The sequence below is a fragment of the Microcoleus sp. Aus8_D2 genome (assembly GCF_036702665.1).
In the GTDB taxonomy this organism is placed as follows: Bacteria; Cyanobacteriota; Cyanobacteriia; order Cyanobacteriales; family Microcoleaceae; genus Microcoleus.
Window position 1 is genome coordinate 1 of sequence record NZ_JAUBUN010000052.1, and the last position, 19348, is coordinate 19348.

The window sequence follows — 19348 nt, forward strand, 5'->3', positions numbered from 1 at the left end:
GTTTTGATTGGTTTGGCGATCGCTGGTTTAGGTGTCGGGTTACTAATGCCGAATATGAATGTGTGTTTGACCTCATCGACTCCGGCTGTGTTGCGGGGGCGAATTCTGGGCGGACTTACTACCAGTTTTTTTCTAGGTCAATTTATTTCACCGTTTGTGAGTCAACCTTTGAGTCAATGGGCGGGCTTAGGTACAACTTATGGGTTGGCGGGTGGATTGATGCTGGGAATGATGGTGATTACCGTTGGACTGATGGCTCGTTGGAAATCAGAAATACGGTCTTAGTCTACACTCCAAACCCTACTTTTTTTCGATCTATTTTTTCAACAGCTCAGAAACAGTCTTAAATGCGTAACCTTTTGACTGCAAAGACTTGACAATTATCTCAGTTGCTGCTATGGTTTTCGAGCGATCGCCTCCGCCGTCGTGCATCACCACAATCGAACCCGATCGCACATTATCAATCACCCGATTTGCGATATCATCTACCGTGTGAGTTTTCTCATAATCTTGAGAATCCACATCCCACATAATCAGTTTTTTGTGCATTTGGGCGAGCAAATAAGACAAAACTACAAATCTCCGCCCCCAAGGCGGGCGAAAATTGATACTGTCCTGCTTCACCCCATAATCGCGCAAAAGTTTGTCAGTTTTTTCAATCTCCGAGAGCAAATATTCCCGGGGTTTAAACATCATATCTTTGTGAGAGTAGGAATGGTTTGCCAACTCATCTCCCCTCGCCACAATCATTTTCACAATTTCGGGATGTTTCTCAATATTGCGGCCGATTTCAAAAAAAGTCGCTTTAACTCGATAGCGGTCTAAGATATCTAAAAGCTGATTTGTATAGGGAGGATAGGGGCCGTCGTCGTAGGTGAGAGCAATAACTTTTGTTTCGGTATCGGCACGGTTGATGCCGAAATAATTGTGAAACTTAGTAACGTTAATCAGCAACGATGCTGCAAAAAAGAATGCTATCGTGAACAGCAGAAACTTTGGTAAATTTTTACCGATTCGCATAGCTGGATGGAAGCTCGATCGAGCATTAAAGTGGATTGCTGTCAGATTACCACAATTTGCTGCTCAATTATAACCTCGATCGCCCTTGTGAAGTCTGCAAAAAAACGCCGGCAATAGTGCCGGCGCATACCTGTTGTTGAGGTTCAACGCTAGAAGATGGAAGAGAATACAGGTGAAAAGTGCGATCGCGCGTGAAGTGATTTGAAGAGAGAGCCACCTAGATGGCGACAGCGCGATCGCAAATTCCCGCATTTCAAGCTATACCCTCCACCAACAAAGTAATCTTGTCAATTCCTACCACATAAACCAATTCCCCGGGTTTAAAAGTTATGCCTTTATCGCACTTAGCGGGCCACCAACTACATTGGAAGCGGACGCGGCCGCATTCGCCCGATCGAATTTCTTCTGCAACGATGGCTTCTTCAAAATAGTCAAAAAACATGATTGCGGCTCCTAAAAATGGGTTGGCTTCAGTTTTGAAGGCGAACAGTTTATGCTGATACCGAAAGATTTAAATTCTGCCTTCTACATAACTGCCGTTTGATAACTCCCCACAGACAGATGCTTTGCAATTACCCTTCCACAATCAGAGTCACATTGTCAATAGCGATGACTCGAACCGCGTCTCCGGGTTTAAAAGTAATTTCTTGGTCAGATGTTGCAGGCCACCAACTACTTTGAAAGCGGACGCGACCAGATTCTCCCGGACGAATTTCTTCTTCGACGATCGCTTTTTGGTCTGGGGCGATATCTTTTGGCGCTACATGGGTATGGGCTGTTTCTGCATCGCCGAGAGCGGGTTTTTCTTCACCAGCAGCCGTCTCTTCTGCTACCTCAGTGCTGGAATTGTCCGCACTGCTGACGGCTGCTTTTGTTTGACTAACAGCGCCGACTTGTTCCTCATCAGCGAAAGCTAAGATGCCTTCTTCTTCCATAAAGCTTGCTTCTTCGACATAGTTAGTAGACATGGCGGATGGCTCCTGAAGATAGGTTGTGTTTAACTTGTGGAGGCAAAAAGCTCTCGCTTTTCCAGTTTGATTCAAATCTCAGATTTTTTATTCCACAATTGCAAGCTGGAACTTAAATCTTCCCTTATTCAAACCGATACAAACCCTCAACTTAAGTCTTGGAGATTCCTGAATTTTAGACTGACTTTCAATCTCTCAGATTTAATGAGAGTGTAAATCTAAAATCTAAAATCTAAAATCTAAAATCGACTGACCACTCCACACCTCAGAGTTTTTCCGAACTAAGCTTCAACTACCAGAGTAATATTGTCAAGTCTCAGGACGCGAACCACAGCACCGGGTTTCAACGTTATTTGTCGTTAGCGGAACCCTAGAAGAGGATCGATCGCACGGAGCCGGCAACCAACTTCTTTGGAAGCGCACGCTGCCGCATTGATCGGGCCGAATTTCTGCTTCTACGATCGCTCTTTCCAAATGGCTGACAGTCATATTTTTGGCTCCCAATTTCAAATTCTTCGTAATCTTCAAATGCGATAAACTTATAACCAGACTCGGTAAATCCCTAATTCCCAACTACGCTTCAACTATCAGAGTCACGTTCTCAAGTGCCAGGACGCGAACCACTGCACCGGGTTTCAAAGTTATGTCTAGATCGCACTTGGCAGGCCACCAAGTGCTCTGAAAGCGCACCCGGCCGGATTGGCCGGGACGGATTTCTTCTTCTACGACGGCTTTTTTCAAATGGTTGAGACTCATAACTTGGGACTCCTGAGTGCTGATTTCTCGGATGCGCTTGAGAGGCAAAAACTTGATAGCTCGATTAGCTGGCTCGATCGGCAGCTAGGCTGCAACAATCAGAGTAATGTTCTCAATTCCGATGACGCGAACCACGTCACCCGGTTGAAAAGTCATCTCTTGTTCGCACTTGGCAGGCCACCAACTGTTTTGGAAGCGCACGCGGCCGGACTCTTGAGGGCGAATTGCTTCATCGACGATCGCTTTTTCGGAATTGTCAAAAGTCATGATTGCTGGCTCCTGATTATAAGTTTGACTGAACTTTGAGATGCAAAAAACTGATGGCTAGGGTCGTTACTCCATCGCCAGCTAGGCTGCGACAATCAAGGTAATGTTGTCAATGCCGACAACACGAACCACATCCCCAGGTACAAAAGTTATGTCTCGTTAGCGGAGCCCTCGAAGAGGATCGCATTTTGCAGGCCACCAAGTGCTTTGAAAGCGCACCCGGCCGGACTCTTGAGGGCGGATTTCTTCATCGACGATCGCCTTTTCATCAGTGTTAATAGACATAGCAGCTTGCTCCTGAATGTAAGTTCGACTTGATTTGTGCGGATGTCAGAAGCTTGTCTGTCAACTTCCCCTCCACACTCAACAGTCTCGCTGGTCAACCTCGGCTGTGTCAGTCGGCAAAAGTCCTTATAAGTCGGCTGTTTGAGCCCGTAAGCGAGTCGGAAAAAGTCTGTTAGAGTTGTTTGATAATAGGTAACGCTAAACCTGGTGACTCAATGGAAGCGGATCAAGCACTGGATTTTACTAACTCGTTACTTGTGGCTCGAAACCTGAAAACTCTCGACAACCTTGACAGCGCTATCTTTCGCGAAGCATGGATCGGGGTGCAAGGCAGGACGTACCAACAGGTTGCAGAAAGTGAAGGATATGGAGTAGGGACTGTTAAGGATGCTGCCTCTAATTTGTGGAAGCGGCTTTCAGCCTTATTTGGAGCAGGCGAAAAAGTTAAAAGAGACAACCTGCAAGCTGTAGTAGAGCGGTATTGGCGCAGCTACTCGAAACTAGAACCGCAGTCGGGGCAAATTGTTCCGGCGCAAGCACATCTCGGACTAGATTCGGAGTTGGAAATCGAAAACCCGAACTTTTTGGGCCGGTTTGGGGCGATCGAGGATCTGAATACTCTGGTAGCCCAAGGCGCTAAAGTGATTGTGATCCAAAGTGCCGGCGGTATGGGCAAAACGACTTTAGCCCGACAGTATCTGAAATCTCAAGGGTTCGATCGCGTAATTGAACTATTGATGGCAAAAGAGACAGAAAACCTCACAGCCTTAGAGAGTGCGATCGAAGAATGGCTCAAGCAAGACTTTCAGGAAGAACCCGGGCCCGACTTTGGCGTCACCCTCGGGCGCCTGAAGCGGCAACTTCAGACTCTCAAAGTCGGCGTCTTGATTGACAATTTGGAAGCAGCCCTCGACGGACAAGGTAAGTTTATTGAACCCCACCGGCTTTACGTCGAACTGTTGCGAGTTTTGGCTGACGCGGCGGTGCAGTCGATAACGCTGATTACCAGTCGCGATCGACTTTGCGACTCTGACGTAACCGTCGAACACTACCTGCTTCCGGGATTGGAGGTGGAAACTTGGCAGCAGTATTTTGGCGATCGCAACATCAACATAGATGCGATCGCCCTCCAGGAAATGCACAAAGTTTACGGCGGCAATGCCAAAGCAATGGGCATTCTTTGGGGGACAATCCGAGAAGATTTTGACGGAGATATGGCAGCCTACTGGCGTGAAAACAGCGACGATCCGCTGGTGGAAACCGACTTAAAAAATTTAGTTACCAGTCAATTCAACCGCCTCCTCGAACTCGATCCCGAAGCCTATCAACTCCTTTGCCGTTTGGGCTGTTACCGCTATCAAGACGTGCGCACAGTCCCCACTGACGGACTTTTGTGTTTGCTCTGGGATGTGCCCGAAGCCGGACGCAGACAAATCATTAAATCGCTGTTGCACCGATCGCTAGTCGAGTCTCAGAAAGGCGAATACTGGCTGCATCCAGCAATTCGGGAAGAAGCAGTCGATCGGCTCTCGCCCGCAGACTGGGAGACAGCCAACCGCAAAGCAGCGGAGTTTTGGACTGAAAGCGTAGAGACTATCGAGACAGTAGAAGATGCCCTGAAAGCTTTTGAAGCGTACTATCATTACGTAGCAATTAGCTCTTTCGAGCAGGCCGCTAGCGTCATCCTCAAAAAAATCAATATCCAGTTTGCCAAAGATTACAAGCTCGGCCGAGCGCTGTACAAATTAGGTTTCTTGCAGCCAATAATTTCAGCAACTACTCGCATCGTCAACAATGTTACTTCTGACTATTATTTGAGCGGTCTTTACAGTATTTTAGGCGTTTCTTACCGGATATTAGGCGATATTAATCAAGCCATAGAATGTCACCAAATATCGGAAATAAAAGCAACTAAATGTTTGCAAAATATAGCAAAAAGTAGCGAACCGGAAAACTGCAAACAAGCTAATCTAGAATTTTGGAAACTTAACGCTGCCATCAATATAGGGTTTTGCCAAATAGAAATGCTGGAATTAGAACCAGCTCTGGAGATATTTGTCAAGATGAAAAAATCGCGGGAGGAAATCGGGATTATCGGGATTAACAGTTATTCTATCGATGTCGGCTTAGCTTTTCTCAACTCCTGTGTCGGAGTCAAAAAAGCAGCGGAGGATCTCGCCGAAAAACTTTATGCCGATCGCGAAGAGAGTCAGTTGGTGGGTACGGGATACAAGTTAGTGTTTCTAGCCACCACCTATAAAAACCTGGGAGAGCCAGAAAAAGCTTTGAGCTTGTACAGTCAGGCGATCGCCCAAACCGACGAAAACCTGTACAGCACCGTCAAAGCCAAAGCTCTCAGCGGTATAGCCGCGCTGTACCGAGAACGAGGAGAATTTGAACAAGCGATGCAGTACCATGCAGAAGCCATAGAAATACTCGATCTACCCAGCGCGAAATTAGACCGAGCCGAAGCTTACTATCAACTAGCGCTGACAGAACAAAAACTCGGTAACATCGAGCCAGCCCAAGAAAATTTTGACCGCGCCATTCAACTGTTCAGCGAAATGGACGCCAGCAAACAAGTAGAAAAAGTACAATTATCCGCGCTCAAAAATCCAGAAAAAATACCTAATTAATTCTCAAAAAATGAGAAAAAAGATACAATCAAGTAAACCACAACAGTAAAATTTGTAGACATGAAACTAAAACGATTGGGACACGTAGCTGTCTGCGTGCAAGACATAGAAAAGTCTGCTGAGTTCTACCTAAATTTGGGCATGGAGTTAGTCTGGAAAGATGCAGACTGGGCTTATTTGAAAGCAGGAGAGGACGGACTGGCGCTGTTGAGTCCGAGTTATGACCAAGCAGGGCCGCATTTTGGGTTCGTATTTGACGATCGCACCGAAATGGAATCCGCCTACCAACAGCTTAAAGCTGAAGGTGTTTCCGTCACCCAGATTCACGAACACCGCGACGGTACAGCGTCTTTTTACGGCAGAGACCCCGACGGTAACGGTTTTGAGTACCTTTACGAACCTGTCTGAAGTTGATTAGTCCACTTCTGGACGTATTAGAACCAGAGAAACCGGGGTTTTTATCTAATTTGTGACCATAACCAAGGATTTTGGTAAAAAACCCAGATTTATGACTGCTTGTACGTCCAGGAGTATCAGATTTTGTCGATCGTGCGATTCACTAAGGATCGCAAATTAAATAACTTAAAATTTTAATTGTTGTTGTGTAAGTTATTTAATTCTCATTGCTAAGTTGTGGGCAGAAACAGTAGTAGTTGTAGGGTGTGTCGCCACGAACAAGCCCGAACTACCGATCGACAATTTAACAGCGACGCACCCGATCGCAATGGTTTGATAAACAAACACAACTATTATTTAGCAATCTTTTGTCAAAATGTAGTCCAGGACGCATTAAGGCCAAAGAAACCGGGTTTTTTACCTAATCTGTTGGTAACAACCCAGGATTTTCGTAAAAAAACCCGGTTTCTGACAAAGGAGTGCGCCAGGACTAAAAATGGTATAAATTGCCGACAGCAAGCGGCTTTTCGCCCCCAATACACGAGATGTCCACCCTCAATCAGACTGAACAACCCGGTTTCTTGGTGCAGGAGTGCGTAAGCTGAGGATACCTGCGGGCACTGTGAGCTCGTGGCACACTGCCCGGAACCTCCGTACAAGTGGCAGAATAAAGTGACATACTGACACCAATGCTCCCACAGTACAGTGCAGGCCACGAATCCGAAATATATCCACAACTTCCGAAAATCGGCTCGATAATCTAAAATCTAAAATCTAAAATCTAAAATTCTCATGTTCCAAAGAATACAAGTCAGAAACCGCTGGACATCGATCTTCAAACCCTGGGAAGAAGCAGATCCTTGGCTGTTTGCAGCCTGCATCGGCCTCACCATCTTCGGCGGAATCATGATTCGCAGTGTCGAAATCAACCAGGGGCTGATCGACTGGTGGCGGCACTGGGTAACAGGCGGAGTCGGTTTGTTCCTCGCCATCATCATTTCCCGCTGTCGCTACCAAATACTGCTTCAGTGGAAATGGCCGATTTATATATTAATTAATTTGTCGCTGATTGCAGTGCGGTTTATCGGTACTACAGGGCTCGGTGCCCAGCGGTGGATCAATATCGGTGGCTTTTACCTGCAACCGTCAGAATTTGCCAAAGTAGGGATGATCATCACCTTAGCAGCTCTCCTGCACGAGAAGACTGTCCCGACTGTGCGCGATATGTTGAGAATGCTGGCGATTATGGCCGTACCCTGGGGATTGGTCTTTGCGGAACCAAATTTAGGTACTTCGCTGGTGTTTGGCGCGATCACAATGGGGATGTTTTACTGGGGTAATGTCAATCCAGGCTGGCTGATATTGCTGTTCTCTCCTTTATTCTCAGTTCTCCTCAATAACGTGTCCACACCGATTTGGATAGGCTGGGTAGTCGTTGCGGGTATTATCGCTTGGCGAAGCCTACCTTGGCCTTGGCTGGGGACTTTCGGTGCTGTGCTGGTGAATGTGGTGTCGGGACACGTCGGACACGTATTTTGGGGCGTGCTGAAGGATTATCAAAAAATGCGGCTGACAGGGTTTTTGAACCCCGAGAAAGACCCTTTAGGCAGCGGATATCACTTGATTCAATCTCGGATTGCGATCGGGGCCGGGGAACTCAAAGGCAGGGGTTTGTTTCACGGAACCCAAACTCAGCTTAACTTTATTCCCGAACAGCATACGGACTTTATCTTTTCAGCGATTGGCGAAGAATTGGGCTTTATTGGCTGCATTTGCGTGCTGTTGGTGTTTTGGATCATTTGTTTCCGGTTGGTGACGATCGCTCAAACAGCTAACGATAATTTTGGTTCCTTGCTGGCGATCGGCGTACTGTCAATGTTAATTTTTCAGGTATTCGTAAATATTGGGATGAACATCGGCTTAGCGCCGGTTACGGGGATTCCGCTACCTTTCCTCAGTTACGGGAATGCGTCGCTGCTGAGTAATTTTCTCGGACTGGGGCTGGTGGAGTCGGTGGCGAACCAGCGACAGCGCAAGAAGCGTTGGAATTAGCGGATGATATTTTTTGAGGACGCGAGCGTCCGAACGATCAAACGTCATAATAGGTTTGATCGTTCGGACGCTCGCGTCCTGATATTTTTTGAGGAGTGAAGTCCGAACGATCAAACGTCATAACAGGTTTGATCGTTCGGACTTAATACCACCTCCTTTGTTATTCATCCCCGTTATAAATTGTAGGGTGCGTCGCTCGCTGGCAGCCTGGTTGAGGGCGAGAATTATTCGTGGCGACGCACCCTACGTCTCTGAGATCGTAAAGTGGGTAGCCAACCCGCATTTAGTATTAGTCTTGATATTTTTTGAGGACTTGCATTCCCCACTACAAACCTGTTAAGGTTATTTGACAAAATTAGATATGAGCAGATTACTCATTCATATTCTTGTAAGTAGCAACCGCCGAAGGCGAACTCCGGTTTAAATAGCGGAATATCCAATACTTAAATACCGTATCCAAGATCACTGGAAAAGTCGCAATGAACAGAAATATAAACTGCCTATTTTCTGGCAGTCCCAAATGCCTCGATACACCTTCGAGAATTATTTCCCAACCGTGCGGCGAGTGGAATCCCACAAACACATCCGTAAACAAAATAATTACGAAAGCCTTAGCACTGTCGCTGAGTCCATAAACTACGTCATCCATGAAAGACTTTAAAACTTCAATCTCTTTCTTGTTAGTGACGAGAATCGCGGCAAAGGCAATCACGGAAATTAAATCGGCAAAAATATTTTTAATTGCTCCACCGCTTTCTTTGCGGTATTCCTCCGCTAGCTCAACTGCTTTCTCGGCAACCTTCTTTTCTTTTTCATCTGAAGAAAGCGACGGAGCCGTGCCAATTAACGTTTGAAATTTGAGGTGCTGCTCAAATCTCTCCAGTTCTTTGAAGGCTTCTTCTTCCAGGTCAACATTGATGAATACGGGAGCATTTTGCTTGACTCGAAAGTGGTCAATTACTGGCCCGACTATAAAGTTTTTGGCAATTTGATTTGTCAGCAGGGGAACTAAAATCAAAAGTAAAATAAATCTCAGAGAAATAACTGTTTTTACTTTGGAATTTCGGAAATTTCTAACTACGTCTTTTTCCGCTTCTGGATCTAACTCTTTAGTAATTCGATTCAAAGTTCCCAAAAGCGATCGGGGTAATAAATTTACCTCTTCAGAGCTAGTGTCAACCTCCCCATGAGTTTGATTACCATTAGCTAATCCTTTATTGGCGTCAGGTTGAGAACTGCTTGTAGATTTTACCTGCACGTTTACCGAACTGACAAGTGGGACAATGGCAGTTGATTTACTATTATTAATATACTTGTCAATGACTCCATCAATAAACTCTAGCTTCTCGAATACCAGGGACGATCGATCTTTGTTGTCGAAATCTAATCCGTGGTGGTGGGGAGCCGCGCTGTGCCCCGCCTGCGGTTTGGCGCCCACCCGATCTGGCAATTCCAAAAAAGAACGGCTAGCATTAAACTCAACCATTCTGGTTTGGATGACCTTGAGGTATTTTTGCAGTTCGGATTTAAAGTAAGACAGGGTGCTATGTCCGTAATCTCCCGATCGCTCGGAGATTCCTTGGCCGCCAAAATGCTCATCTTCGATCGCCTTAATTGCTAGCGCAGCATCATAGGCCTGTTCTAGTGCCCTTTCAGGCGTTTCTCTATACCACTGGTTAGCGCTGTAGAGATATTTTACAAACCTGTTCCACAGAGAAGTATTCATAGCTGGAGCCGATTAGTTAGTAGCAGACATTAGTCATTAAAGTATTCATGGTATGGTAACAAATTTACATAAATTAGGAACCGTTTCCGCAGATTCTATTTGGATTGTAGGAGGCGCCCGCAGTGGCAAAACCGCTCGCTTAGTCGAGCAGTTCTGCCTGTGGAGCAAAACTGTCAAGCCTTTGCCCGCAAACGTTTCAAGCCGCGGGCGTTCCGGGTGGCGGCGGGCGGGACAAACAGCCCCAGCAATTTTAGTCTTAGCAGCTAACGGGGACAACCGGCTGGAATTAGCCGATCGCATCGCCGTAGCTACCCAAGGAAAATATGCCTTTCACTCCACAACACCCTTCGGTTTTTTTGAACAGGAGGTATTGCTATTTTGGCCGCTGCTGGTTGAGTCGCTGGATTTGAGGGTTCAATTTCCCCTGAGGCTGCAACCTGAAACAGAATTGGAACTTGCAGCGAGACTCTGGCGTCGCGAATTAGACGAAGGGATTTTGCAACAAACAGGGGTAAGTCCAAACCGAATGGTGCGTCGAACTCTAGACTTATTACAACTTGCTGCTGTCAGCGGTACGCCGAGAGAAGAGATTAAGAGCATTCTCGAACAGGGATTTGCTGGCGAGGGCGGCTCGAATAGCCTGTGGACTAGCATGGGAGAGTTGCTGGAAAGATGGCGGGAATGGTGCTTGACGCGGGGGCTGCTGACTTACGGGATTATTTGCGAACTCTACTGGCGCTATTTGTTGCCAAATGCCACTTACCAGCAGCAGTTGGCCTCTCGATACCAAGCTGCGATCGCCGACGATGTTGACGATTATCCGGCCATCAGCGGCTATTTGTTCGATCGAATGCTCGATTCTGGTGCAGTGGGGGCATTTTCCTACAATCGCGATGGAGGAGTGCGTTTGGGTTTGGGGGCTGACACGGAATACCTCGCCCGACTCGAAAGCCGGTGCCGAAGCGTGGAAAATTTGGACGCAAAAGCGGGTTTAGCGCCAGAGATTGGGGAGTTGGCGGTAAATTTGGCAGTGAATTCTGAGGCTTTTTATCCTTTAGGGTTGAGTTTGCCCGGATCGGTTCGCTCGCTCGAAACCACGAACCGGGCGCAACTGCTCAGAGAAACCGCCGAAATCATCGTGGATGCGGTGAAGTCAAAAGCCGTGGAACCGCAGGAAATAGCCGTAATTGCTCCAGGGATGGATGCGATCGCCCGTTACAGTTTAACGGAAATTCTCGCCCGAGATGGTATCGCCGCCGAATCCCTCAACGATCAGCGTCCCCTATCGACGACGCCAGAGATTCGAGCTTTGCTGACTCTGCTGGCGTTAGTTTATCCTGGACTAGGCCGTTTAGTCGATCGAGACGCAGTAGCCGAAATGCTGGTAGTCTTGGGAAGCCAGAAAGAGCGGGAACTGGAACCTGAAGACTCTAACCCCACTTTCAATCTAAAATCTCAAATCCAAAATCTCAAATCGATCGACCCAGTGAGAGCAGGTTTAATCGCCGATCACTGTTTTTGTCCAGATCTCGATCGACCTCAACTGCTGTCAATTACTGCCTTTCCCCGGTGGGACAGACTGGGACACCGAGCGGCTTTGGCCTACGAGCAAATTGTCGAGTGGATCGAAGAACAGCGGTCGCAACAGCAAGAGCGGCTGTTGCCGAGTCCAATTGCCCTGCTCGATCGAGCGATCCAGAAATTTCTGATTTCCGACAGATACCAGGCGTACGATCGGCTAGCAGCCCTGCGCGAGTTAATGGAAACGGCCGCCCACTACTGGGAAATACACGGGCGAATGCAGCGAGTAGAACCAACCAACGGCGGCGACTCAGAAACGATCGCCCGGTTCATCCAGTTGTTGCGCCAAGGAACCGTCACCGCCAACCCGTTTCCAGTCCGTTCCGAAGGCCCAGAAGCCCGAGCCGTCACCCTCGCCAACATTTTCCAGTACCGCAGCAGCCGCCGCGCCCACAAATGGCACTTTTGGCTGGATGCCGGCTCGCCCCTGTGGCTGAGTGGCGGTGCGGCGACTTTGTTTGGTGCTCGCTTATTCGTGCGATCGCAACTGGGGCGTCCCTGGGAAACCGCAGACGAAACGGCGGCCGACCAACAGCGGCTGCGGCGAATTCTGGTAGATTTGTTAAGTCGTTGTTCCCTGCTTTACCTTTGTCACAGCGAACTAGCTGTCAACGGACAAGAGCAAACCGGGCCGCTTCTGCCTCTAATTAACAGCTCTGTTTCTTGTCAGCAGTCAGCATCAGGCTTTCGGCCTTCGGCAGCAGGAAATAAAAATTATGAATGAAAGATTTTAATTTTTCCTGTATGGAAAAATAATTGGGGCTGACTCGCAGCCCGACTTTTAGCTTCGAGCGAAATGTTGCGATATTAAAGTATACCCAAAACAGTCATCAAAACCTGCAATCATTAATATTTTTAGCGAAAAAGATGCCGGAGTTAAAAAATATCTATAGCCCTGGCAATTTTGATTTAGTATGTTAGAAATGAGCGGGATTATTAATCAATAATAAGCCAGATTTGTGGCGACAAACTGATACTAATCAGTTCTTAAAGTTAATCGGGATCATCGTTTAAAGGAGCCAAAATAATGCCCAGTGCAGTACCACCAGAATTTCTCGGAAATGGGCCGATATTCAACCTCGGTGACGAAACGATCGGGCCGACGCCAACTCCAGAGCCAACTCCGACGCCAACTCCAGAGCCAACTCCGACGCCAACTCCAGAGCCAACTCCGACGCCAACTCCAACCCCGACGCCAACTCCAACCCCGACTCCCACTCCGACTCCCACTCCCTCCGACGACACATTTGGCGGCATAGACGACACATTGGGCGGAGGCAAAGGTACCGTACCCTCAATCATCGGGGGCGTGCTCCGGGGCACGGAAACCAACGACTCGTTAGTTGGGAGTCCCGGGCCGGACGTGATTTCCGGGCTGCAAGGCAACGACAACCTGCAAGGAGCCGGTGGCGACGATTTATTATTTGGCAACGATGATGACGACGTACTGTACGGCGGGCCAGGCAACGACGTGCTCGACGGCGGTTCAGGACTCGATACCCTGTACGGAGGCAAAGGCAGCGACTCCCTCGACGGGGGAAATAACCCCGACCTGCTGTACGGCAATGATGGCAACGATACGGTAATCGGAGGCGAAGGCAAAGACACGGCTTACGGGGGCAAAGGCAGCGACAGCTTGCGCGGCGGCTCGAGCGACGACAGCTTGTTGGGCGATCGAGGGGACGATATCCTGTGGGGCGACCAAGGTAACGACTCGCTCTTCGGCGGCGACGGCGAAGACTTGCTATTTGGGAACGAAGGAGGCGACTGGCTCTACGGAAACGCCGGCGCAGACACAATTTTTGCCGGCGACGGCGACGACATCGTGTTCGGCGGTGCCGGGGAGGACATCGTGGACGGCGGTGCTGGCAACGACGTGCTTTGGGGCGAAGCAGGCAAAGACATAGTGGCAGGAGGCGAAGGTAGAGATGTCTTCGTCATCGGTGCCTTCAGTTCCCCCAGCGGCAGCAGCAACGGCACTAACCCGGCATTTCTCACCACAGGCGGCCCCGATATCGCCGATGCTGACATTTTCACAGATTTTCGCCAAGGCGAAGATGCGATCGGGCTGAGTGGCGACCTCAAGTTTGAAGATTTGGTAATCTTCCAAAGCACAGACAGCAAAGCCGGCAGCACGATTATTCGCAACGGCGTCAGTGGCGACTTTTTAGCAGTATTGCCCGGAGTAGACAGCAGAACCCTGGGACGCAGCTCATTTGTAATTGCCCCCACAGTACCAGGCAGCGCCACCCCGCTGCCCCTGCCCACGCCGACTCCTTCTCCAACGCCGACTCCGACGCCCGAACCGACGCCGACGCCGACTCCGACTCCTTCTCCGACACCGACTCCGACTCCGACGCCTAGTCCGAGTCCGAGTCCGATATTCCCGACGCCGACATCAAGTCCAACGCCGATATTCCCGACGCCGACATCAAGTCCGACGCCGATATTCCCGACGCCGACATCAAGTCCGACGCCGAGTCCAACTCCCTCGCCAATCAATCAACTTCCAGTAGCAGTTAACGACAACTTCACCACGGTTTCAGGTCAAGCTCTCACTTTCAACGTTCTGTTGAACGACACCGATGCGGACAAGAACCCTCTGACTGTTACGACTTTTACCCCAACAGCGAAAGGAAGTCTGACTCCCTTGGGCGGTGGCGACTTCAAATACACCCCGAATGCTGGCTTCTCTGGTTCTGACAGCTTCAGCTACTCGATCTCAGACGGCAACCGCGGCACTGCTCAGGCGACAGTAACTATCAATGTCAGCAACCCGCCACAGCTAGTAATTAACGATGGTGTGGTAGTTGCCAAAAGTGCTCCTACTCAGACAATCACCGCCGCCGATTTGTTGGTAACAGATCCCGACAATACGCCATCGGAAATTGTTTACACGATTACCAAAGCCCCCGACGCTACTAGAGGTTTTGTGCAAAGGGGCTCCACTTTTCTCAACGTCGGCGGCAAATTCACCCAAGACGATATCAACAACAACATCGTCAAATACAACTTGCTGGCATCAGGCGGCAGCGACAGTTTCACGTTTACAGCCTCCGACGGGTCTTCAACGCTCGGGCCGGCATCCTTCAGCATTACGGTGGTAGATAATATTGTCGATCGCACCGCACTTCCGGCCAGCACCTTTACAGGCAGCAACCTCAGCGACTACATCATCGGCGGTGCCGGCAACGATACCCTCTCTGGGGGCGACGGCAACGACATCATCGACGGCAGGGGCGGCGACGACCTCGAATTCGGCGAAGCAGGCAACGACTCGCTGCTGGGTTCGATCGGCAACGACACCATGGACGGCGGACTGGGCAACGACACCCTCAACGGCGAAGACGGCATAGACTCGCTGATAGGCGGACTGGGCAACGACCTGATGTTCGGCGGCAATGACAATGACATCCTAGGCGGCGGTGACAACGGCGACACCATTGACGGCGGCACCGGCAATGACTCGATATTGGGAGAAGCCGGCGAGGACTCGATACTTGGAGGCACCGGCACCGACACATTATTGGGTGGAATTGGTGACGACTCGATCGAAGGCGGTGCAGGCGACGACATCCTCGACGGCAGCATCGGCAGAGACTTGCTCGACGGCGGTATCAATAACGATTCCCTCTCCGGCGGCGACAGCGAAGACACGATTTTGGGTGGAGAAGGCAGCGACACCGGACTCGGAGGTGCGGGCAACGACTACATTTTGGGCGAGGGCGGCAGCGACTCCCTGTTGGGCGAAGCGGGCGACGACACTGTAGATGGCGGTGCCGGCAGCGACTGTCTCAGCGGCGCCTTCGGCAACGACTTGGTATTGGGTGGCGATGACAATGACTCGCTTTCCGGCGGTGCGGGCAATGATATTTTGGGAGGCGGGATCGGTTCAGACTTGCTGACCGGCGATGCTGGTAATGATTTCTTCTACTACGAAACTCCGAGTGAAGGTGTGGATATCATTGCTGACTTTAACGCCAATGGCACCGGCACCGACAGATTCTTGTTCAGGTCGTCAAATTTCGCCGGTTTAACCAACTCGGGAACTACTAACGATTTCACCAGTTTTATCGTCAGGAATATCGGCAGCGGCGGCGACAACATCAGCAAGCAAGAAGTGATTTTGTTTGAATCTAAATTTGACAACGCTCAAGCAGTCAATGCAGTGTTGAAGAATCAAAACGGTTCGAGCAAAACAGGAGCTTTCTTCGTGTACCTGAACAATACTTTTAACCAGTACGTTCTCGGCTTTGACCCGAATGTGGCAGACGACAGTCTCCCAGCTTTCGATTTGGCAGTGTTGAATTCTATTCCTACAGTGCCGGGAGCTCTGAGCACCGTCATTACTGCCTCTGACTTTAAGTTTATTTAGTAGTTTTTGAGTAGCGTCGCAAGGAGTCGGAACCATGGCCAGTGCAGTACCACCAGAATTTCTCAGAGGAGAGCCTCCATTCCTGTTTCGGGATGAGAGGGGCAATATTACGGATATTATCGGCACCGTGCCCTCGCCTGTGGCGTCGTCTACGGGTACAACTACGTCGTCTACGGGTACAACTACGTCGTCTACGGGTACAACTACGTCGTCTACGGGTACAACTACGTCGTCGCCCGGTACAACTACGTCGTCGCCCGGTACAACTACGTCGTCGCCCGGTACAACTACGTCGTCTACCGGTACAACGGCGATTTCGATCGTACCCGTGGTTAGACCAATTACGACTGTACCCACGCCTCCCCCACAGCCGCTGTTTGTCGATGGTGTAGTTGTCGCCAATGACGGGAATAACTATTTAATTGGCAGCTTGTTCAATGACACGATTTCCGGGCGCGGCGGTGACGACACGCTTCTGGGTCGGGACGGGGACGATATCATCAGGGGCGATGACGGTAACGATTCTCTCAACGGTGGCGCTGGTAAAGATATCGTTGAGGGCGGGCGCGGCAATGACACGGCGCGGGGCGGCAAAGGCGATGACTTGGTTTCTGGCGAACTGGGCGACGATGTAGCTTTTGGCGACCAGGGTAATGATGTTGTCTTGGGTTTGGAAGGCAACGATACGCTGTACGGCGGTAAAGGCAATGACTGTCTGCGCGGAGGTGGCGAAGACGACCTGATTTTTGGGGACAAGGGCAATGACACTGTTTCTGGCGACACGGGTAACGACTGCCTGATCGGCGCTGCTGGCAATGATATTCTTTTGGGCGCCGACGGCGGGGATGTTATCAGCGGCGGTCTTGGTAACGATACTGGTGAGGGTGGCGAGGGTGATGACCTGCTATTTGGAGGAGATGGCAATGATGCTCTGTCTGGAGATGCTGGGGATGATATTCTTACGGGCGATCGCGGGTCTGATACTCTGACAGGAGCCGATGGTTCGGATATCTTTGTTCTCGGTAGGGTGGGCACGTCGGTTTCTAGTAACGGGTTTCTGACTACTGGCGGCCGGGATATCGGTGATGCTGATTTAATCAGAGATTTTAAGGCTGGAGATTCGATCGGTCTGGCTGGAGGTCTCAACTTTACACAGTTAAACATCTTCCAGGGTCAAGGCTCGAATTCCAGCAACACGATTATTCAGGACAAGCAAACTGGCGAATTTTTGGCAGTGTTGCTTGATGTGCGACCTAGTTCGCTAGATGAATCTAGGTTCACTACAGCTCAAATACCGCGCGTACAAGACAATCCCTTTACTATTCAGGGGACAAGTCCTTCAACAACGACTGGGACAACGACTGGGACAACGACAACGACAACGACGGGGACAACGACAACGACAACGACGGGAACAACGACGGGAACAACGACTGGGACAACGACGGGAACAAAACCTTCGACAACCACGGGAACAACCACGGGAACAACCACGGGAACAACCACGGGAACAACCACGGGAACAACCACGGGAACAACCACGGGAACAACCACGGGAACAAGACCTTCGACAACGACGGGGACAACGACGGGGACAACGACTGGCTCAACAACTGGGACAACGACTGGCTCAACGACTGGCTCAACGACTGGCTCAACGACGGGGACAACGACGGGCTCAACGACTGGCTCAACGACTGGCTCAACGACGGGGACAACGACTGGCTCAACGACTGGCTCAACAACTGGGACAACGACTGGGACAACAACTGGCTCAACAACTGGGACAACGACTGGCTCAACGACTGGGACAACAACTGGGACAACGACTGGGACAACGACTGGAACATTGCCGACACAGGTTCCGAGTCCGAGTCCATCACCGGGGACAACTCCGAGTCCGAGTCCGAGTTCTTCTATAGTCCCGACTCCAACTGCTACAACTCCAACTCCTCCGCCTTTCGGTGGGGGGCCGGTGCCGCCGAGTTTTACCACTCCGACTCCTAACGAACTCCCGATCGTCGAAACTGGTAAAACGCTGACAGCTTTGCAGAATTCGCCTCTGTCTCTGAGTATTTCGGCACCTAGCGACCCGGAGGGCCAGCCACTGTCGATCGGGATTATCGGAGTACCCAATCCGAATTTCGGTCAAGTAGTAGTCGGTACGACTCCTGTTGCGATCAACCAAAAACTGACTGTTCAGGAATTACTCGGCCTGCAATTCCAACCAAAAACTGATGTAATCGGGCAAGCTGGTTCGTTCAGCTACAGCGTAGCGGACGACCAAGGAGGCACAGCAGCAGCCTCAGTGGCGATTAACATCAACTCTTTCGATGCGTCCTCAACCCTTCCGACGACGCTGGCGCCGGTGGCTGCCGATGACGGCATCGTATTTACGAATACGAATAATTTGCTGCCCACCTTCATCGACGTACTCGCCAACGATTCCAGCCCACAAAAAGGGCCGCTCAGCATTATCAATGTCGGCACGCCGACACTGGGCATAGCTGTGAATCTGGGCACTCAGGTGCAGTTCATCCCCGGCAACGTAGCGGGTACAACTACTTTCACCTACAGCGTCAGCGACGGATTCGGGACACTTCCGGGCACAGGTACGATCGCCGTTTCAATCTTGCCGGCTGATAGCGGGCCTAACAGGTTGGTTGGGGGCTCTTTGCCAGATAATTTGAACGGTTTTGCAGGGGCAGATACTGTTGACGGCCAAGGCGGCAACGATACGATGAACGGCGGTTTGGATAACGATGTGCTCGTAGGCGGCCTGGGTGCAGATACCATGACGGGCGGCGGCGGCAGCAATCAATTCCGCTATACCAGTCCTGCGGATGGTGGGCTGGCCTTTGATGCGGCTTCTTCGGCGGCCATCAATGCTGCGATCGCCGCAGGCGGATACGATGTGATTACTGATTTTACCGGTCTCGGTGTGCCGATCGCCGATCAGTTTAATTTTGCCCCCGGATTCCCAAATTTGGGCAGTAGCACCCAAGTTCTGCTGAACGTGCAGACAACTGTTTCTGCAAATATTTTGGGAGGAAGTGCATTCTTGTTTGCCTACGATTCTGGCGGCAATACATACATCATTTATGACGGCAATGGCAATAACCTCGCCGGCAACGATTCTCGCATTCTAGCCAAGTTAAATGGTGTAACAGGAGTTTCTTCTCTTTCGGGATTTGACTTCACCTTTATCTAGGACATTCCTGCACGCACCAAAATCAAGGTTCGTAGTGAGGACTTTAGTCCGCATAAATCCGAGGACTTGCATTCC

The 19348-nt window shown here is 50.1% G+C and carries 15 protein-coding genes and 1 pseudogene; 7 read left to right on the plus strand and 9 right to left on the minus strand.

The genetic code is table 11. The features are described 5' to 3' along the window. Positions 1–285: pseudogene (locus QUB64_RS28200) on the plus strand (hypothetical protein); the annotation flags it as partial. A 30-nt stretch (positions 286–315) separates the two neighbouring features. Here the strand turns inward: QUB64_RS28200 and QUB64_RS28205 are convergent. The 7 genes from QUB64_RS28205 to QUB64_RS28235 all read right to left on the minus strand — a co-directional run bounded on the left by QUB64_RS28205 (position 316) and on the right by QUB64_RS28235 (position 3296). Further along, positions 316–1020 carry a polysaccharide deacetylase family protein gene (locus QUB64_RS28205; protein ID WP_333277035.1) on the minus strand — a complete coding sequence of 235 codons (705 nt, stop codon included), beginning with the start codon at positions 1018–1020 and terminating at the stop codon, positions 316–318. A gap of 253 nt (positions 1021–1273) precedes the next feature. Further along, positions 1274–1462 carry an NfeD family protein gene (locus tag QUB64_RS28210; protein ID WP_333277037.1) on the minus strand — a complete coding sequence of 63 codons (189 nt, stop codon included), beginning with the start codon at positions 1460–1462 and terminating at the stop codon, positions 1274–1276. Between the two features lie 130 nt (positions 1463–1592). After that, the gene (locus QUB64_RS28215) at positions 1593–1988 is read right to left on the minus strand and encodes an NfeD family protein (protein ID WP_333277039.1); all 396 of its coding nucleotides are present in this window, start codon (positions 1986–1988) and stop codon (positions 1593–1595) included. Positions 1989–2297: 309 nt separating this feature from the next. Continuing rightward, entirely contained in the window at positions 2298–2477 is a 180-nt protein-coding gene (locus QUB64_RS28220) for a hypothetical protein (RefSeq protein WP_333277041.1), read from the minus strand. A gap of 84 nt (positions 2478–2561) precedes the next feature. Beyond that, on the minus strand, positions 2562–2744 hold the full coding sequence (locus QUB64_RS28225) for an NfeD family protein (RefSeq protein ID WP_333277043.1): 183 nt from the start codon (positions 2742–2744) through the stop codon (positions 2562–2564). Between the two features lie 84 nt (positions 2745–2828). After that, a complete protein-coding gene (locus QUB64_RS28230; protein WP_333277045.1) occupies positions 2829–3011 on the minus strand; it encodes an NfeD family protein in 183 nt (60 codons plus the stop codon). Between the two features lie 159 nt (positions 3012–3170). Continuing rightward, positions 3171–3296 carry an NfeD family protein gene (locus QUB64_RS28235; RefSeq protein ID WP_333277047.1) on the minus strand — a complete coding sequence of 42 codons (126 nt, stop codon included), beginning with the start codon at positions 3294–3296 and terminating at the stop codon, positions 3171–3173. Positions 3297–3511: 215 nt separating this feature from the next. On the opposite strand from QUB64_RS28235, the gene QUB64_RS28240 reads away from it, so the two are divergent. Further along, complete coding sequence (locus QUB64_RS28240; RefSeq protein WP_333277049.1) at positions 3512–5932, plus strand: tetratricopeptide repeat protein; 2421 nt, start codon at positions 3512–3514, stop codon at positions 5930–5932. 60 nt (positions 5933–5992) lie between these two features. Continuing rightward, on the plus strand, positions 5993–6340 hold the full coding sequence (locus QUB64_RS28245) for a VOC family protein (RefSeq protein WP_333277051.1): 348 nt from the start codon (positions 5993–5995) through the stop codon (positions 6338–6340). A gap of 201 nt (positions 6341–6541) precedes the next feature. Here QUB64_RS28245 and QUB64_RS28250 read toward each other — a convergent pair whose 3' ends face one another. Then, entirely contained in the window at positions 6542–6676 is a 135-nt protein-coding gene (locus QUB64_RS28250) for a hypothetical protein (protein ID WP_333325799.1), read from the minus strand. 444 nt (positions 6677–7120) lie between these two features. On the opposite strand from QUB64_RS28250, the gene rodA reads away from it, so the two are divergent. Next, a complete protein-coding gene (gene rodA, locus QUB64_RS28255; RefSeq protein WP_333277053.1) occupies positions 7121–8380 on the plus strand; it encodes a rod shape-determining protein RodA in 1260 nt (419 codons plus the stop codon). Positions 8381–8750: 370 nt separating this feature from the next. Here rodA and QUB64_RS28260 read toward each other — a convergent pair whose 3' ends face one another. After that, positions 8751–10106 carry a proton extrusion protein PcxA gene (locus QUB64_RS28260; protein WP_333277055.1) on the minus strand — a complete coding sequence of 452 codons (1356 nt, stop codon included), beginning with the start codon at positions 10104–10106 and terminating at the stop codon, positions 8751–8753. 52 nt (positions 10107–10158) lie between these two features. Between QUB64_RS28260 and QUB64_RS28265 the strand changes: the two genes are divergently transcribed. The 3 genes from QUB64_RS28265 (at position 10159) to QUB64_RS28275 (ending at position 19273) form a co-directional block, all read left to right on the plus strand. Then, positions 10159–12411, plus strand: a complete 2253-nt coding sequence (locus tag QUB64_RS28265) for a recombinase family protein (RefSeq protein WP_333277057.1) — start codon at positions 10159–10161, stop codon at positions 12409–12411. Between the two features lie 303 nt (positions 12412–12714). Beyond that, positions 12715–16062 carry an Ig-like domain-containing protein gene (locus QUB64_RS28270; RefSeq protein ID WP_333277059.1) on the plus strand — a complete coding sequence of 1116 codons (3348 nt, stop codon included), beginning with the start codon at positions 12715–12717 and terminating at the stop codon, positions 16060–16062. Positions 16063–16096: 34 nt separating this feature from the next. Further along, positions 16097–19273 carry a calcium-binding protein gene (locus QUB64_RS28275; protein ID WP_333394283.1) on the plus strand — a complete coding sequence of 1059 codons (3177 nt, stop codon included), beginning with the start codon at positions 16097–16099 and terminating at the stop codon, positions 19271–19273. The last annotated feature ends 75 nt before the right edge of the window (positions 19274–19348 follow it).

Excerpts from the sequence above, each read along its gene's own strand:
- QUB64_RS28225 (WP_333277043.1), bottom strand. The coding sequence starts at position 2,744 with ATGAGTCTCAACCATTTGAAAAAAGCCGTCGTAGAAGAAGAAATCCGT.
- QUB64_RS28240 (WP_333277049.1), top strand. The coding sequence starts at position 3,512 with ATGGAAGCGGATCAAGCACTGGATTTTACTAACTCGTTACTTGTGGCT.
- QUB64_RS28270 (WP_333277059.1), top strand. The coding sequence starts at position 12,715 with ATGCCCAGTGCAGTACCACCAGAATTTCTCGGAAATGGGCCGATATTC.
- rodA (WP_333277053.1), top strand. The coding sequence starts at position 7,121 with ATGTTCCAAAGAATACAAGTCAGAAACCGCTGGACATCGATCTTCAAA.
- QUB64_RS28275 (WP_333394283.1), top strand. The coding sequence starts at position 16,097 with ATGGCCAGTGCAGTACCACCAGAATTTCTCAGAGGAGAGCCTCCATTC.
- QUB64_RS28210 (WP_333277037.1), bottom strand. The coding sequence starts at position 1,462 with ATGTTTTTTGACTATTTTGAAGAAGCCATCGTTGCAGAAGAAATTCGA.
- QUB64_RS28205 (WP_333277035.1), bottom strand. The coding sequence starts at position 1,020 with ATGCGAATCGGTAAAAATTTACCAAAGTTTCTGCTGTTCACGATAGCA.
- QUB64_RS28235 (WP_333277047.1), bottom strand. The coding sequence starts at position 3,296 with ATGTCTATTAACACTGATGAAAAGGCGATCGTCGATGAAGAAATCCGC.
- QUB64_RS28260 (WP_333277055.1), bottom strand. The coding sequence starts at position 10,106 with ATGAATACTTCTCTGTGGAACAGGTTTGTAAAATATCTCTACAGCGCT.
- QUB64_RS28265 (WP_333277057.1), top strand. The coding sequence starts at position 10,159 with ATGGTAACAAATTTACATAAATTAGGAACCGTTTCCGCAGATTCTATT.
- QUB64_RS28230 (WP_333277045.1), bottom strand. The coding sequence starts at position 3,011 with ATGACTTTTGACAATTCCGAAAAAGCGATCGTCGATGAAGCAATTCGC.
- QUB64_RS28245 (WP_333277051.1), top strand. The coding sequence starts at position 5,993 with ATGAAACTAAAACGATTGGGACACGTAGCTGTCTGCGTGCAAGACATA.
- QUB64_RS28215 (WP_333277039.1), bottom strand. The coding sequence starts at position 1,988 with ATGTCTACTAACTATGTCGAAGAAGCAAGCTTTATGGAAGAAGAAGGC.
- QUB64_RS28220 (WP_333277041.1), bottom strand. The coding sequence starts at position 2,477 with ATGACTGTCAGCCATTTGGAAAGAGCGATCGTAGAAGCAGAAATTCGG.